Source organism: Bradyrhizobium cosmicum, from assembly GCF_007290395.2.
Taxonomy (GTDB): domain Bacteria; phylum Pseudomonadota; class Alphaproteobacteria; order Rhizobiales; family Xanthobacteraceae; genus Bradyrhizobium; species Bradyrhizobium cosmicum.
In genome coordinates, this window is sequence record NZ_CP041656.2 from 1,680,241 (window position 1) to 1,695,265 (window position 15,025).

Annotated in this window: 9 protein-coding genes; 2 read left to right on the forward strand and 7 right to left on the reverse strand. The window is 64.4% G+C overall.

The features are described 5' to 3' along the window. Window position 1: 1 nt before the first annotated feature. The 3 genes from glgB to FNV92_RS07875 are packed head-to-tail and all read right to left on the reverse strand — an operon-like array spanning window position 2 to window position 7,392. A complete protein-coding gene (gene glgB / locus FNV92_RS07865) occupies window positions 2–2,149 on the reverse strand; it encodes a 1,4-alpha-glucan branching protein GlgB (RefSeq protein WP_168213308.1) in 2,148 nt (715 codons plus the stop codon). Then, on the reverse strand, window positions 2,142–5,435 hold the full coding sequence (gene treS, locus FNV92_RS07870) for a maltose alpha-D-glucosyltransferase (protein WP_143841446.1): 3,294 nt from the start codon (window positions 5,433–5,435) through the stop codon (window positions 2,142–2,144). The genes glgB and treS overlap by 8 nt, the downstream gene beginning before the upstream one ends. Window positions 5,436–5,445: 10 nt before the next feature. Next, entirely contained in the window at window positions 5,446–7,392 is a 1,947-nt protein-coding gene (locus FNV92_RS07875) for a maltotransferase domain-containing protein (RefSeq protein WP_143841445.1), read from the reverse strand. A gap of 203 nt (window positions 7,393–7,595) precedes the next feature. On the opposite strand from FNV92_RS07875, the gene malQ reads away from it, so the two are divergent. Both malQ and FNV92_RS07885 read left to right on the forward strand, forming a co-directional pair. Next, window positions 7,596–9,557, forward strand: a complete 1,962-nt coding sequence (malQ, locus tag FNV92_RS07880; protein WP_143841444.1) for a 4-alpha-glucanotransferase — start codon at window positions 7,596–7,598, stop codon at window positions 9,555–9,557. A gap of 29 nt (window positions 9,558–9,586) precedes the next feature. Beyond that, a complete protein-coding gene (locus tag FNV92_RS07885) occupies window positions 9,587–11,392 on the forward strand; it encodes a glycoside hydrolase family 15 protein (RefSeq protein ID WP_143841443.1) in 1,806 nt (601 codons plus the stop codon). Between the two features lies 1 nt (window position 11,393). Here FNV92_RS07885 and FNV92_RS07890 read toward each other — a convergent pair whose 3' ends face one another. The 4 genes from FNV92_RS07890 to zwf are packed head-to-tail and all read right to left on the reverse strand — an operon-like array spanning window position 11,394 to window position 15,010. Beyond that, window positions 11,394–12,206, reverse strand: coding sequence for an HAD family hydrolase (locus FNV92_RS07890; protein ID WP_143841442.1), 813 nt, complete (start codon window positions 12,204–12,206; stop codon window positions 11,394–11,396). 26 nt (window positions 12,207–12,232) lie between these two features. Then, on the reverse strand, window positions 12,233–12,763 hold the full coding sequence (locus FNV92_RS07895; protein WP_143841441.1) for a gluconokinase: 531 nt from the start codon (window positions 12,761–12,763) through the stop codon (window positions 12,233–12,235). Then, complete coding sequence (gene pgl / locus FNV92_RS07900) at window positions 12,750–13,499, reverse strand: 6-phosphogluconolactonase (RefSeq protein WP_168213752.1); 750 nt, start codon at window positions 13,497–13,499, stop codon at window positions 12,750–12,752. The genes FNV92_RS07895 and pgl overlap by 14 nt, the downstream gene beginning before the upstream one ends. Then, window positions 13,499–15,010 carry a glucose-6-phosphate dehydrogenase gene (zwf, locus tag FNV92_RS07905; RefSeq protein ID WP_143841439.1) on the reverse strand — a complete coding sequence of 504 codons (1,512 nt, stop codon included), beginning with the start codon at window positions 15,008–15,010 and terminating at the stop codon, window positions 13,499–13,501. Before zwf ends, pgl begins: the two co-directional genes overlap by 1 nt. Between the last annotated feature and the right edge of the window lie 15 nt (window positions 15,011–15,025).

Here is a 15,025-nt window from a genome sequence, read left to right on the forward strand (position 1 = left end):
GTCAGCTTTCCGGAACGAGGAAGATCGCGGCGAGAGGCGGAATGGTGAGGCGGAGCTCGGGCGCCTTGCCGTCAACGGCATGAACTTCGCCGATGTTCCCGACATTGGTGCCGCCATAATGGGCGGAGTCCGAATTGAACACTTCTTTCCACTTACCCGCCAACGGAACGGGGACGCGGTAGTTGCGGTAGACGTTGGGCGAGAAGTTGACGATGACGAGGCAGCGTGCATGCGCGTCGATCCCCTTGCGCAGCCAGGCGAACACGTTGCGGTTGGCATCATCGGTGATCAGCCATTCGAAGCCGGCCTGGTCGCAATCCATCTGGTGCAGGGCCGGCACGGCGCGATAGAGCCGGTTGAGATCGCGGATCAGCGACTGAATGCCGGAGTGATTCTTGTATTCGAGAAGGTGCCAGTCGAGCGACTGGTCGTGATTCCATTCGCGGCCCTGCGCGATCTCGTTGCCCATGAACAGCAGCTTCTTGCCGGGATGGCCGAACATGAAGCTGTAATAGGCGCGCAGATTCGCAAAGCGCTGCCATTCGTCGCCGGGCATGCGGCCGAGGATCGATCGCTTGCCGTGCACGACCTCGTCATGCGACAGCGGCAGGATGAAATTTTCCGAGAAGGCGTAGTGCAGGCCGAACAGGATGTCGCCGTGATGATGCTTGCGGTGGATCGGATCCTTGCTGATGTAATTCAGCGTGTCGTGCATCCAGCCCATGTTCCACTTGTAGCCGAAGCCGAGGCCGCCGAATTCGACCGGGCGCGAGACCTGCGGCCACGAGGTGGATTCTTCCGCCGCGGTGGTGGCCTGCGGGAAGCGCGCGAACAGCTCGGTGTTGACGCGGCGCAGGAACGCGATCGCCTCGATGTTTTCGCGGCCGCCATACTGGTTCGGGATCCAGCCACCGGGGGGGCGGCTGTAGTCGAGATAGAGCATGGATGCCACGGCGTCGACGCGCAGGCCGTCAATGGCGTAGCGCTCCAGCCAGAACAGCGCATTCGACACCAGGAAGTTCGTCACTTCGGTGCGGCCGTAATTGTAGATCAGCGTGCCCCAGTCGAGATGGCGGCCCTGCAGCGGGTTGGCGTGCTCGTAGAGCGAGGTGCCGTCAAAGCAGCCGAGCCCGTGCGGATCATCCGGGAAATGGCCGGGCACCCAGTCGAGCAGCACGCCGACGCCCTCGCGGTGACAGGCATCGACCAGCGCGGCGAAATCCTCCGGCGTGCCGAAGCGACTGGTCGGCGCATAGAGGCCGGTCGGCTGATAACCCCAGGAGCCGTCGAACGGATGCTCGCTGACCGGCAGGAATTCCAGATGGGTGAACCCCATGTCGCGGGCATAGGCCGGCAATTGTTCGGCGAGTTCGCGATAGGTCAGCCATTCGCCGCCGTTCTTGCGCCGCCATGAGCCGAGATGGACCTCGTAGATCGACATCGGCGCAGACAGCGCGTTGATGCCATCGGGCGCCGGACGTGGACGCGGCAGATGGGCCTCGTCGAACACGATGGAGGCGGTCTTCGGGCGGACCTCGCTCGCGAACGCCATCGGATCGGATTTCTGCGGAAGCTGATGGCCGTGCGGTCCGATGATGTCGAACTTGTAGTGGTCGCCGGCCTTGGCGTGCGGGATGAACAATTCCCAATAGCCGTTGCCGCGCACCCGCATCGGATGGCGCCGCGCGTCCCAGAAATTGAAATCGCCGACCACGGACACGCGCCGCGCATTCGGTGCCAGCACCACGAAGCCGATGCCCTCGACGCTGTCGAGCGTCATCGGATGCGCGCCGAGCTTGTCATAGAGGCGCTGATGAGTGCCTTCGCCGAGCAGATAGAGATCGAAGTCGGTCAGGATCGGCGGAAAGCGGTAGGCATCCTCGAGCTCGACGAATTTGTCGCCGAACCTGGCGCGGAGCTGGTAGCGCTTCGAACCGTTGGGCAGGGCGCCGATGAACAGGCCGGCGTCGTGGACGCGATCGAGTTGCGCAACCTCGCCATGCTCGCCGACCGCTTCGACGTTCGAGGCCTCCGGCAGGAAGGCACGCACCACGCTCGTGTCGCCCTCGGGATGCAACCCAAGATAATGGAAGGGATCGGAGTGGCGACCCTCGATGATCGCGTAGGCCTCGGCGGGTAGTTTAGGCATGGGCTTCGCTCTCGGCACGGGACAGGATGCGAAGCAGGCCGGTCAGCGGCGCATGGAGCCCCTCCGGCCGGTGGGACAACTCGTACTCTACTTCGTCGAAGGCTCGATCAAGCAGGAAAAACCTTAACAGGCCATCCGCGGATTGGCGGTCTTGCGGCCACAGCCGCCGGTCGGTCATAGCCTCGCGATAGGCCGACAGGAAGGTCGCGGTGGCGCGTTCTCGCCATTCGCCGAGCGCTGCCGCGAGCCGGCCCTGCTCGTCGCCGCCGCCCGAGAGCGCACGGCTGAGCGCAGCGTTAACCGAAAGATCAATCGAGCGGATCAGGCCAGCGACGTCGCGCGCGGCAGGCAGCTTGCGCCGCTTGTCGGCCAAAGGCAGACGCGGATCGCCGTCGAAGTCGATGATGAAGATATCGTCCTTCACGATCAGAGTTTGCCCGAGGCGGAAGTCGCCATGATGACGAATGTTCAACCCGCCGATGTCCGATGGCAAGAGCGCATTCAGCTGGTCCGGCAGCGTCGCGCGCATTGCGGCGAGCCGGTCGATCAACGGCCGCTCGCCCTCGTGGCCGGCGACGCGGCTGTCGGCGAGTCGCTCGAAAACCCGCTCGGCGCGGGCCTTGAGGTCCGCGGTCCAGCGCTTGACTTGATTGGGGCCGGTCGGCTCCGGTGCGAGATCGTCGGGCTTTGCGGCGGCCAGAGCGACGTGCAGCTCGGCGAGCCGCCGGCCGATCTGCGCCATGAAGTGCAGATAGGGCGCCTGCTCCTGGGTCTCGCGCGGCATCTCGCCCGGCGGCAGCACCCGCTGCTCGTCGATATAGCGGTCGAGATAGCCGGCGGTGACGGCCCAGCCGTCGCCCTGGTTCTCGACATAGGCATGCAGCACGCCGAGCGCGCTGCGGCTGTCGTCGTCGACCAGCTCGACACTGCCGAGCAGCGCAGGCGTGTTGGCAAAGCGGGCGACCTCGGTGAGGTAACGGCCGATCTCGATCTCGGGACTGATGCCGCTGTCGAGCTTGCGATAGAGCTTGGCAACGTACTGGTTGTCGACCAGCGCCGTGCTGTTCGATTGCTCGATCGCGCGGATGCGCTCGGGCTCCTTGATGGTGTAATCGGCGAACCGGCTGGTGGCCTTGAACTCCAGCCGCAGATTGTTCTCTTCCACCACCAGGTTCTGCGACAGATTGCGCAGGAACAGGCCGATGAAGATCTGGTCGGTCGCGACGTCGAGCAGCGTGCCCTCGCGCGCGCCCTGGCGCACGGCGGCGAGCGCCTTCGGGTTGAAGCGTTCGCGGTCGAAGCGCACCCATTCGATCTGCATCGGCAGTACGTAGCGCGTCGTGACGTCATGCTGCGCCGTCTCGAAGAACGCGATCCAGGGCCGGTTGTCGCCGATGTCGCAGAACGGCACCGCCGAGAGCAGCGTCGGCTTGATATGCTTGGGATTGTGCTCGGGATACCAGCGCGTCCGCGACAAGAATCCCGGCAACACCTCGTGCTCGAACACGCCGCGCTCGCGCGCCAGCGACACCCAGGTCGAATTCACCGGCACCACCAGGGTCTCGAACTCCGGTACCGCGCGCGGCGTCACCGGTTCGGACTTGTCGCGCTCCTGGAGCTGGAACCAGTAGAATCCGTAGGGGCCGAGCGTGATCATGTAGGGCAATTCGCCGATCGGCGGGAAGCGCGTGCGGCCGAGCATCTCCTGCGGGATGCGGTCCTTCCACGGCGACAGGTCAAGCTCGGTCGCCTGCGCCGCGCGCGAGAGGTTGGCGACGCAGAGGATCACCTCGTCGCGATATTGCCGGACATAGGCCAGCACGGAGCGGTTGGCGGGGCGGATGAAGGTCATGGTGCCGCGGCCGAAGGCGAGCGTGGACTTGCGCACCGAGATCAGCCGCTTGGTGGCGCTCAGCAGCGAGGACAGGCTGCGCGACTGTGCTTCCACGTTGACCGATTCATAGCCGTAGACGGGATCCATGATCAGCGGCGCATAGAGGCGGGCCGGGTCGCAGCGGGAGAAGCCGCCGTTGCGGTCCGGGCTCCATTGCATCGGCGTGCGCACGCCGTTGCGGTCGCCGAGATAGATGTTGTCGCCCATCCCGATCTCGTCGCCGTAATAGATGATCGGCGTGCCGGGGAAGGACAGCAGCAGCGAGTTCATCAGCTCGATCTTGCGCCGGTCATTGTCCATCAGCGGCGCAAGGCGCCGGCGGATGCCGACATTGATGCGGGCGCGCGGATCGTTGGCATAGGTGGTCCAGAGATAGTCGCGCTCGACGTCGGTCACCATCTCCAGCGTCAGCTCGTCATGGTTGCGCAGGAACAGCGCCCATTGGCAGCTCGCCGGAATGTCCGGCGTCTGGCGCAGGATGTCCGTGATCGGGAAACGGTCCTCCTGCGCGATCGCCATGTAGATGCGCGGCATCAGCGGGAAGTGATAGGCCATGTGGCACTCGTCGCCACGGCCGAAATATTCCTGCACGTCCTCCGGCCATTGGTTGGCCTCGGCGAGCAACAGCTTGCCCTTCGAGTAGGAATCCAGTTCCTGGCGCAGCCGCTTGATGATCGCGTGCGTCTCCGGCAGGTTCTCGTTCGAGGTGCCTTCGCGCTCACAGAGATAGGGAATGGCATCCAGCCGGAAGCCGTCGACGCCGGCGTCCAGCCAGCGCTTCATCACCTGGATCAGCGCGCTGACGACGCGCGGATTGTCGAAATTGAGATCCGGCTGATGCGAGAAGAAGCGGTGCCAATAGAACGCGCCGGCCTCGTGATCCCAGGTCCAGTTCGACTTTTCCGTGTCGGTGAAGATGATCCGCGTGCCCTGGTATTTCTGGTCGGTGTCGCTCCAGACATACCAGTTGCGGGCGCTCGAGCCTGCCGGGCTGCGGCGCGCGCGCTTGAACCAGTTGTGCTGGTCCGAGGTGTGGTTGACGACGAGCTCGGTGATGACGCGCAGGCCGCGCTTCTGCGCTTCCTGGATGAAGCGCTTGAAGTCCTTCATGGTCCCGAAATCGGGATTGACCGAGCCATAGTCGCCGATGTCGTAGCCGTCGTCGCGGCCGGGCGAGGGGTAGAACGGCAGCAGCCACAGCGCGGTGACGCCGAGCTCCTGCAGATAGGGCAGCTTCTCGGTCAGGCCGGCGAAATCGCCGATGCCGTCATTGTTGCTGTCGGCAAAAGCCTTGACGTGGAGCTGGTAGATGATGGCGTCCTTGTACCACAGCTCATCCACGATTTCGGCAGCCTCAGCCTTCTTGGTGTCGACGGAAGACAATACATTCATGGCGTGATCCTTACGCCAGGCAGCGGAACAGGAGCGCCGGATCGCGGTCGGGATCGATACGCAATTTGATCCCGCCCCATTCGATGCGGGACTGTTCGCCTGTCAGGAGATTTTCGAGTGCGCTGACGGGGCGGCGCTCGCCGCCGGCGTCGATGGTGAGGTCGCCGAGCGGCAGCCAGAATTCGCGCCCATGGCGCGAGAGCGCGATGACCGCGACGACGGTATTGGCCGGATCGACCGCCTCCTTGGCGAACGCGATCGTTTCGCCGTCTTCGACAGCAAGGAAGCGCAGGTTCGCAGTCTGCTGAAGCGCGGCGTTGTCGTTGCGGATGCGGTTCATCTCCGTGATGTAGGCCTTGATATTGCCCGGCTTGTCCCAGTCGCGCTGCCTGATCTGGTACTTCTCGGAGTCCTGATATTCTTCGCTGCCGGGTAACGCCTCGTGCTCCAGCAGCTCGAAGCCACTGTAGATGCCGTAATTGCCCGAAAGCGTCGCCGCCAGCGCGACACGCGACTTGAACGTCCAGGCTTCGCCGCTCTGGAGATGATAGGGCAGCAGGTCAGGCGTGTTGACGAACAGGTTCGGGCGATAGAAATCCCGCTCGGGATAGCGCGTCAGCTCGCCGAGATGTTGCTCCAGCTCCCACTTCGCGGTGCGCCAGGGGAAATAGCTAAACGACTGCGCAAAGCCGAGCTTGGCGAGGCCCTTCATCAGCTTGGGACGTGCGAACGTCTTGGAGAACAGGATGACCTCGGGATGCCGGCGGCGGATGTCGGTGATCAGCCAGTCCCAGAACGGAAGCGGCGCGGTGTCGTGATTGACGATGGCGAAGATGGTCACACCATGGTCGATCCAGAACAGCATGGCGTCGCGAAACGCATTCCACAGCCCGGCTCGATCGACGGATGCAAAATCGGGAATGACGATATCCGAATAGGGGCCCTCCGCCGTCCGCACCGAGCGGTCCGGCCGCCACTTGAACCATTCCGGATGCTGCGTCAGCCAGGGGTGATTCGGCGAGCACTGCACGGCGAAATCGAGTGCGAGCTCGAGGCCGTATTCGAGACAGGTCGCCACCAGCGCGCGGAAATCCTCGATGGTACCGAGCTCCGGATGCAGCGCATCGTGCCCGCCTTCAGCCGAGCCGATCGCATAGGGCGACCCCGGATCGCCTTCGCTGGCCACCGGCGCATTGTTGCGGCCCTTGCGACGAGTCGTGCCGATCGGGTGGATCGGCGTGAAGTAGAGCACGTCAAAGCCCATCGCGGCGATCTCGGGCACGCGCGCGATGCAGTCGCGCAGCGTGCCGTGCTGGCCGGGAATGCGGCTCTGGCTGCGCGGCATCATCTGATACCAGGCGCCAAAGCGGGCCCTGTCGCGGTCGACGATCAGCGGAAAGTTTTGCGAGCGGGTCAGGTCGGGGCGCGACTGACTCTCGGCCATGGCTGCGCCGAGCTCGGTCGCGAGCAGCGGCGCGACCTCACCAGTTTGAAGAAAATCCTCGCATTGCCTGACGATGACGGCCGCGGCGTCCTGACGCGCGCCATGCGCCTTGGTCAAGAGGCCGGCGCCCTCGATCGCATCGAGGCTGACATCCGCACCGGTCTGCTGCTTGCGCGCGACGCTGTGCGACCAGGTGGCGAATTCATCGGTCCAGGCTTCGATGGCGTAGATATATCGGCCGGGCTCAACGGGTGTGAACGCGCCGGACCAGCGGTCATTGCCGTGAGGGATCATCGGCTCGCTCCGCCATTCACGCTCCTGCTCCGGGCGCCAGATCAGCGCCGCGACGATCACGGCGTCGCCGTCTCGGTAGATGTCGGCCCAGACCTCGACCGGTTCGGCAGCGATCCGCTTTACGGCAAAGCGGCCGCCGTCGATCGACGGATAGATGTCTTCGATGAGGAAAGCGCTGCCCGCTGCGGCGCTCTCGACAGTTTGAATTGTCTTGTTCACGGTGATGCCATTGACAAGAAAGCAGGAGCCCGTTTCCCTTGCCGGGAACCTACGCTTGATACCTATATAGAAAGCCGCTTGTGTGTCATTGGTTCCCCTGGGAACGGCAGGCGCGGTTTGCGAGTTGACCCAAACTAACCTCTTCCGCGACCTCACAAAATCCTTCCCCCCGGTCAGATAATGGCCTGCAAGCTGCGTGCCGAATGGATCTTTTAGCTCAAGCCCAGATCAAGGGCGTTCAGTCCGAATTCGTCGATGCCCTCGGAAAGCTGCGGGTCACCGATCCCGTGGCCCTCAAATCCATCCTCGATGCCTTGCCGGAGAAGCGGGTTTATCGCTTCGTCCAGGGGCCGGTGGTGGTGCGTGCCCTCAGGCATTCGCGCACCGAGCTCGCGGCCATTGGCGCGCCGCCGCTCAAATGGACGATCACCGGCAACGGCAATCTGATCGCGCAGGGCGAGACACGCGAGCCCGTGATCGCCTGGCCGGCCGACCTGCCGCTCGGCTATCACCGTCTGACGCTGACCGATGCCGAAGGTGCCACGGAAGACGTGCCTATGATCGTGGCGCCCGAGCGTGCCTTCGGGGGCGATTTCGACCGCGGCTGGCTGCTCGCCGTTCAGCTTTACAGCATCCGCTCGGACCGCAACTGGGGCATCGGCGATTTCACCGATCTGGCCGGTCTGGTCCGGCTGGCCAAGCAACTCGGCGCCGACGGCGTCGGACTCAATCCGCTGCATGTCCTGTTCGACAACCATCCGGCCGATTGCAGCCCCTATTCGCCGAACAGCCGGCTGTTTCTCAATCCGCTCTATATCGACGTCGAGGCCATTCCTGAATTCTCGGCAGACCTCGTGCCGGATGCCGCGGCGACCGCCGCGCGGCTGCGCGAGGGGGACCGCGTCCCCTATGCCGACATGGCGGCGCTGAAATGGCGGGCCTTGCGTGCCGCCTTTGACGCTTTCGTGACAAAGGCGAGCGGTGTTCGCCGCAACGATTTCGACGCTTTTCGCGCTGATCGCGCGCCGCTGTTGTCCCGCTTCGCCTGCTTCGAGGTGCTGCGCCATCGTTTCGTGTCGCCGTGGTGGGAATGGCCGGCGGAATGGCAACAGCCGGACGACACCAAATGCGCTGAGTTGCGCGATGGTCCGGACAAGGAGGAAGTCGAGTTCGTCGAATTCGTGCAGTGGACGGCCGACAGCCAATTGCACGCCGCCAAGGCGCTTGCCAGCCAGCTCGGCATGCGGGTCGGGCTATATCTCGACGTTGCCGTCGGCGTGCAGTCCAACGGCTTCGATGCCTGGAATGAGCAGGTCGCGATCTCGCGGCATCTTGCGGTCGGCGCGCCGCCCGACGTGCTCAACACCGCCGGTCAGGACTGGGGTCTCGCCGGCTTCAATGCCGGCGGCCTGGAGGCGCAGTCCTTCGTGCCGTTCGCCGACATGCTGGCGGCCTCGATGCGCCATGCCGGCGCCATCCGGATCGATCACGTCTTGGGGCTGAAGCGGCTTTATCTGGTGCCGCGCGGCTTCAAGCCCGACAACGGCGCCTATGTGCAGATGCCGTTCGAGGCGCTGCTCGGTGCCATCGCCCGCGAAAGCGTGGCGCACAAATGTATCGTGATCGGCGAGGATCTCGGCACCGTCCCGGAAGGTTTCCGCGAGACCATGCAGGATTTCGGCATCTGGTCCTACCTGGTCATGATGTTCGAGCGCGACGAAGCCGGACATTTCCGCAACTCCGACTTCTACCGGCCCAACGCGCTGGTGACGCTGAACACGCACGACCTCTGCACCTATGCGGGCTGGCGTTCCTTCAGCGACCTCAAGGTTAAGCTCTCGCTCGGACTCGATCCCGGCGAGAGCGAGCAGGCGCGGTGGGATGCTCTTGGCATGCTCGACGAGATCCTGCGCCAGAACGGCATCACCGCCAACGACCTCTATTCGGTGCTCGCCTTCCTGTCGCGCACGCCGTCGCGGCTGTTGGCGGTATCGCTGGAGGATCTGCTCGGCGTGCTCGACCAGCCCAATATTCCCGGCACGATCGACGAGCATCCGAACTGGCGCCAGCGCCTGCCTGTCGCGCTCGACAAGATCGCCGCGAAGGTCGATCTCGCGGCTTTGAAGGCGGCGACGCGGGAACGTTCCCTCATCGGCGGAAGTTGACCCTCCGGGATTTTTAGGCTCGCAAGACATTGTCTCAGAAGATCGAAGACTATGCACTGATCGGCGATTGCGAGACCGCGGCGCTGGTCGGGCGCAACGGCTCGATCGACTGGCTGTGCTGGCCCGCCTTCGATTCCGACGCCTGCTTTGCCGCGATCCTCGGCACGCACAAGAACGGCCGCTGGCTGATCGCGCCGGGCGAGGACATCACAGCGATCTCACGCCGCTACCTCGGCAACAGCCTGATCCTCGAGACGCGCTTTGAAACGAACAGCGGCACCGTCGCGCTGATCGACTTCATGCCGCCGCGCGGCAAGGCCTCCGACATCGTCCGGCTGGTGCGCGGCGTCAGCGGCACGGTCAAGATGCGGATGGAGCTTGTCATCCGCTTCGGCTTCGGCGTGGGCATTCCCTGGGTGCGGCGGATCGACCATTCCCTGCTGGCGGTCGCCGGCCAGGACATGACGGTGCTGCGCACGCCGGTGAAGACCCGCGGCGAGGATCTGACCACGGTCGCTGACTTCGAGGTGAAGGCGGGTGAGACCGTGCCGTTCGTGCTAACCTACGGCCCCTCGCATCTCGATCCGCCCGAAGCGATCGATCCCGAGATCGCGCTCCAGGAGACCGAGAAATTCTGGCAGGAATGGTGCAGCCGCTGCACGCGGGACGGTGAATATCACGATCTCATCCTGCGCTCGCTGATCACGCTGAAAGCGCTGACCTTTGCCCCGACCGGCGGCATCGTCGCCGCGCCGACAACGTCCCTGCCGGAAAAGCTCGGCGGGGCCAGGAACTGGGATTACCGCTTCTGCTGGCTGCGCGATGCCACCTTCACGCTGCTGGCGTTGATGAACTCGGGCTATACCGAGGAAGCCCTGGCCTGGCACAATTGGCTGCTGCGCGCGGCGGCCGGCGCGCCGGCGAACATGCAGATCATGTACGGCATCTGGGGCCAGCGGCGCCTGCTGGAATGGGAGGCCGGCTGGCTCGAAGGCTATGAGGGCGCCCAGCCGGTGCGCGTCGGCAATGCCGCGCATGCGCAGCTCCAGCTCGACGTCTATGGCGAGCTGATCGACGCATTCCACCAGTCGCGCATGGCCAAGCTCAAGCTCGACGACGAGGTGACCTGGGCGCTGGAATGCGCCGTGCTCGATCATCTCGCCGAAGTCTGGGACCAGCCCGACCACGGCATCTGGGAGCGGCGCGGCCAGCCGCGGCACTATGTCTTCTCCAAGGTCATGACCTGGGTCGCCTTCGATCGCGGCATCAAGAGCGCCGAAACCTTTGGCTTCAGGGCGCCGCTGCTGCACTGGCGCGCTTTGCGCGAGGCCATTCACCGCGACGTCTGCAACAAGGGATTTGACGCGGAGGAGAATGCCTTCGTCGAGTCCTACGGCTCGAAGCTGCTCGATGCCAGCGTGCTACTGCTGCCAGCGGTCGGCTTCCTGCCGGCGCAAGACCCACGCATCCGCGGCACCATCGCTGCCGTCGAAAGACACCTGATGCGCGACGGTTTTGTCTTGCGCCACGATCCACGCGAGGTCTCCGACGAGCAGCAGCCGATCGAGGGCGCGTTCCTCGCCTGCAGCCTGTGGCTTGCCGATGCCCACGTGCTGGCCGGCAGTCTCGACAAGGCGCAAGTATTGCTCGATCGCGTCGTCGGCATCGCGAACGATGTAGGGCTCCTCGCAGAGGAATATGATTCAGGCGCGCGCCGTCAGACCGGCAATTTCCCGCAGGCCCTGACCCACATCGCGCTGATCAACACCGCACACAATCTGTCGGCGGCAAGGCAGGAGTGCGACAAGCCGGCGGTGCAGCGGTCGAAGCAGTGACTCAAGCGGCCCCATTCCGCTTCAGGATCATCTCCATCGCCTCGGCAAAACCATCCTGCTCATTGCTCGCCGTCACATGCGTAGCCTGGTCCTTGACGCTGTCGGTGGCGTTGCCCATGGCGATCGAGGTGCCGCTGACGCGGAACATCGCGAGGTCGTTCTGCATGTCGCCGATGGTGGCAACCGCGTCGGTCGCAATCCCCAGGCGCCTGGCCATCGCCTGCACGAACGTGCCCTTGTCGAAGCCGGGCGGGGTGATGTCGAGATAATAGGTCTGCGAACGAACTGCAGTGGCCTCAGCTCCGAGCGCCTCCTGCATCGCCTTCTCGCAAGCCTCGAGCCCGGCGGCATCGGCGCTGGCGCCGACGATCTTGCAGGCACTGGCGAGATACGGCGAGAAGTCCGTTACGATGGTCGGTTCGGAGCGGATCGTGTGCTGCTCGTGGGGCACATATTTGCCGCTGGCGTTGTCGATCAGCCATTGGTCGGTGGTGAAGAGCCAGATGTCGGCGCCGAATTCGCGCAGGATCTGCAGGGACCGCTCGGCCGCGCTCGCGGGAATCAGATGCTGCTCGACCGGGTTCATCTCGGGATCGACGATCGAAGAGCCGTTGAACGGGCCGACCGGCAGCCACAGCGCCAGCGGCTCGATCAGGAAGCGCATGCCGATCGCGGGACGGCTGGAGGTGATGGTGAAGCCGATGCCGGCCTGGTGCAGCCGCTGCACCGCGCCTCTCGCGCGGTCGGTCAGAATCTTGTCCTTGGTCAGCAGCGTGCCGTCGACGTCGGAGACGACCAGTGAGATTTTCGTCATGGCAGGACCTTCCGGGTTTTTCGGCCTCAGCGCTTCGCCGCGCTCAGCTTCAATTGCCGCACCACGCCGTCCACGATCGCCTCGACGGATTCGTCGATCGAGACGGTGATGACGTGCTCGCTCGCCTCTGGCGGCTCCAGCGTGTCGAACTGGCTGGTCAGCAGCCCGGTCGGCATGAAATGGCCTTTGCGGTGCGCAAGCCGTTCGGCAATCAGCTCCTTGGTGCCCTTGAGGAAGACGAAGCGGACATCGTCGCGTCCGCGCAGCAGCACGTCCCGATAGGTATGCTTCAGTGCCGAGCAGGCGATGATGACGTGCTCACCTCTGTCGCAGACCCGTGCGATCTCGTCGGCGATGGCGTTGAGCCACGGCCATCGGTCCTCGTCGGTGAGGGGATGGCCGGCCCGCATCTTCTCGACATTGCTGGCGGGGTGAAAGCTGTCGCCGTCCTCGAACCGCCAGCCGAGCCGCTCGCCCAGCGCTTCCGCAACCGTGCTCTTGCCCGAACCCGACACGCCCATCACGATCAATGCACAAGGTGCTTCAGCGCGGCCCACGAATTCCCTCCGGAAGCGCGGCCTGGTCGACCAGCCAGACGGTCTCGCCAATCGAGCGCGCGCGTAAGGCCGGCAACCTCTCGCTATTGAGCAAGCGCGTCAAGATCGGCTGCTTGTCGTGCCCGGCAATCTCGAACAGCATTTCGCGACAGGAGGCCAAAGCGGGCAGGGTGAGCGAGACCCGCGGCACGAACGGGGCGACATTGGCCTTGGGGACGCCGACGACCCAGCGTTCGGTCTCCTCGATTTCGGGGAAGCCGGGAAACAGCGAGGCGGTGTGGCCGTCCGGGCCTGCGCCCATCAAAACCATGTCGAACAGCGGTCGTGCCGGATCGAGGCTTTCAGCGCCATAGAAGGCTTGCAGCTCGCGCGCATAGGCTTGCGCGCTTTGATCCGGATTTTCAGCCGTGGTCGGAATCGGGTGGATATGGCCGGGCGGCGCGCTGCGATCGAGAAAGATCGCCCGGGCGACCGCCATGTTGTTGAGGGGATCGCTCTCGGCCACGAAACGCTCGTCGCCGATGAACCAGTGCACGCGGTCCCACGGGATCCTGTCGCGCCAGGTATCGCTGCCGAGCAACTGATAGAGCTTCTTCGGGCTGGAGCCGCCGGTGAGGCAGATCGCGATTCGTCCGGGATTGGCCGCGATCCGCGCTATCACACGCTCGGCTGCGGCCTGCGCCAGCGCTTCGGCGTCGGCCGCGACGATCAGCTTCGGCTGGCCGGCCGTTGCCATCACGAAAATTTCCGCCAGCTTCGCCCGTCGCGCCGCAGCAATTCGTCGGCGCATTTCGGGCCGTCGCTGCCGGCTTCATAGGTCTCGATGCCGTTGGTGCCTTCACTCTTCCAGGCGTCCAGGAACGGCTGCACCGCCTGCCATCCGGCCTCGACGCCGTCAGCGCGCTGGAACAGGATGTTGTCGCCGATCATGCAGTCATAGATCAGCGTCTCGTAGCCGGTCGAGGGATCGGCCCGGAAATAATCGCCATAGCGGAACTTCATCTCGACGCCGTCGATGGTGATGCTCGGGCCCGGAATCTTGGCGTTGAACTGCAGCTCGATGGTCTCGGTCGGCGCGATGCCGATGGTCAGGAAATTCTGCGACAGGCGGTCGATGTCCGTGCCCGAAAACATCGACAGCGGCGCCTGCTTGAATTTGATCGCCACTTCCGTGCGCTTGTGGCCGAGCGCCTTGCCGGTGCGCAAGTAGAAGGGCACGCCGGCCCAGCGCCAATTGTCGATCATGAGTTTCAGTGCGACAAAGGTCTCGGTGGTGCTGCCGGGCTTGACCTCCTCGGTCTTGCGATAGTCCGGGATGACGTCGTCGCCGATCTGGCCGGCGAGATATTGCGCGCGCACTGAATTTCTCAGCGCTTCTTCCCGGCTGGGCTGCTGGATCGCCGAGAGCACATCGGCCTTTTCGGAGCGCACGGAGTGCGCGTCGAAACGCGTCGGCGGCTCCATCGCGACCAGCGACATCAGCTGGAACAGATGGTTCGGCACCATGTCGCGCAGCGCACCGGTGGCGTCGTAGAAGCCGCCGCGATGGCCGACGCCGAGCTTCTCCTCCACCGTGATCTGGATGTGGTCGATATGGTTGCGATTCCAGATCGGCTCGAACATGCCGTTGGCAAAGCGCAGCACCAGGATGTTCTGCACCGTTTCCTTGCCGAGATAGTGATCGATCCGGTAGATCTGGTGCTCGGTCATGATGTTCAGCAACTCGGCGTTCAGCGCCCGCGCCGAGGCGAGGTCGGTCCCGAACGGCTTTTCGATCACCAGCCGCCGCCAGGCCCCGTTCTCCTTCATCAGGCCGGTGCGGCCGAGTTCGCGCGCGGTCGGAGCGAACGCGGCCGGCGGCGTTGCGAGATAATACAGCCGGTTGCCCCCCGTACCCTGCGAGCACTCGAGCGTATCGAGATGCTCGCGCAGGCGATCGAACGACGGCGGGTCCTTCGGGTCGGCCTCGACGAAGGTCACGCATTGCAGCAGCTGCTTGGCGACGACATCGTCAACCGGCCTCGTTGCGAACTCGCGCAGGCCCTTCATCAGGCTGTCGCGCAACTCGCCGTCCGATTGGCCCTTGCGGGCCACGCCTACGACGCAGAATTTTTCCGGCAACAGGTCTTCTGCGGCGAGGTTGTAGAGCGATGGCATTACGAGGCGGTGAGTGAGATCACCGGTGACACCGAAAATGACGAAGGCGCAATTTTCCGGCTTGGGCTTTGGCTGCGGGTCTTTTGTCACGAACGATTGGCCTTC

Bases quoted from the DNA above. Each gene is read 5' to 3' on its own strand.
- malQ (WP_143841444.1), top strand. From the start codon at position 7,596: ATGGATCTTTTAGCTCAAGCCCAGATCAAGGGCGTTCAGTCCGAATTC.
- pgl (WP_168213752.1), bottom strand. From the start codon at position 13,499: ATGGCAACGGCCGGCCAGCCGAAGCTGATCGTCGCGGCCGACGCCGAA.
- FNV92_RS07890 (WP_143841442.1), bottom strand. From the start codon at position 12,206: ATGACGAAAATCTCACTGGTCGTCTCCGACGTCGACGGCACGCTGCTG.
- glgB (WP_168213308.1), bottom strand. From the start codon at position 2,149: ATGCCTAAACTACCCGCCGAGGCCTACGCGATCATCGAGGGTCGCCAC.
- treS (WP_143841446.1), bottom strand. From the start codon at position 5,435: ATGAATGTATTGTCTTCCGTCGACACCAAGAAGGCTGAGGCTGCCGAA.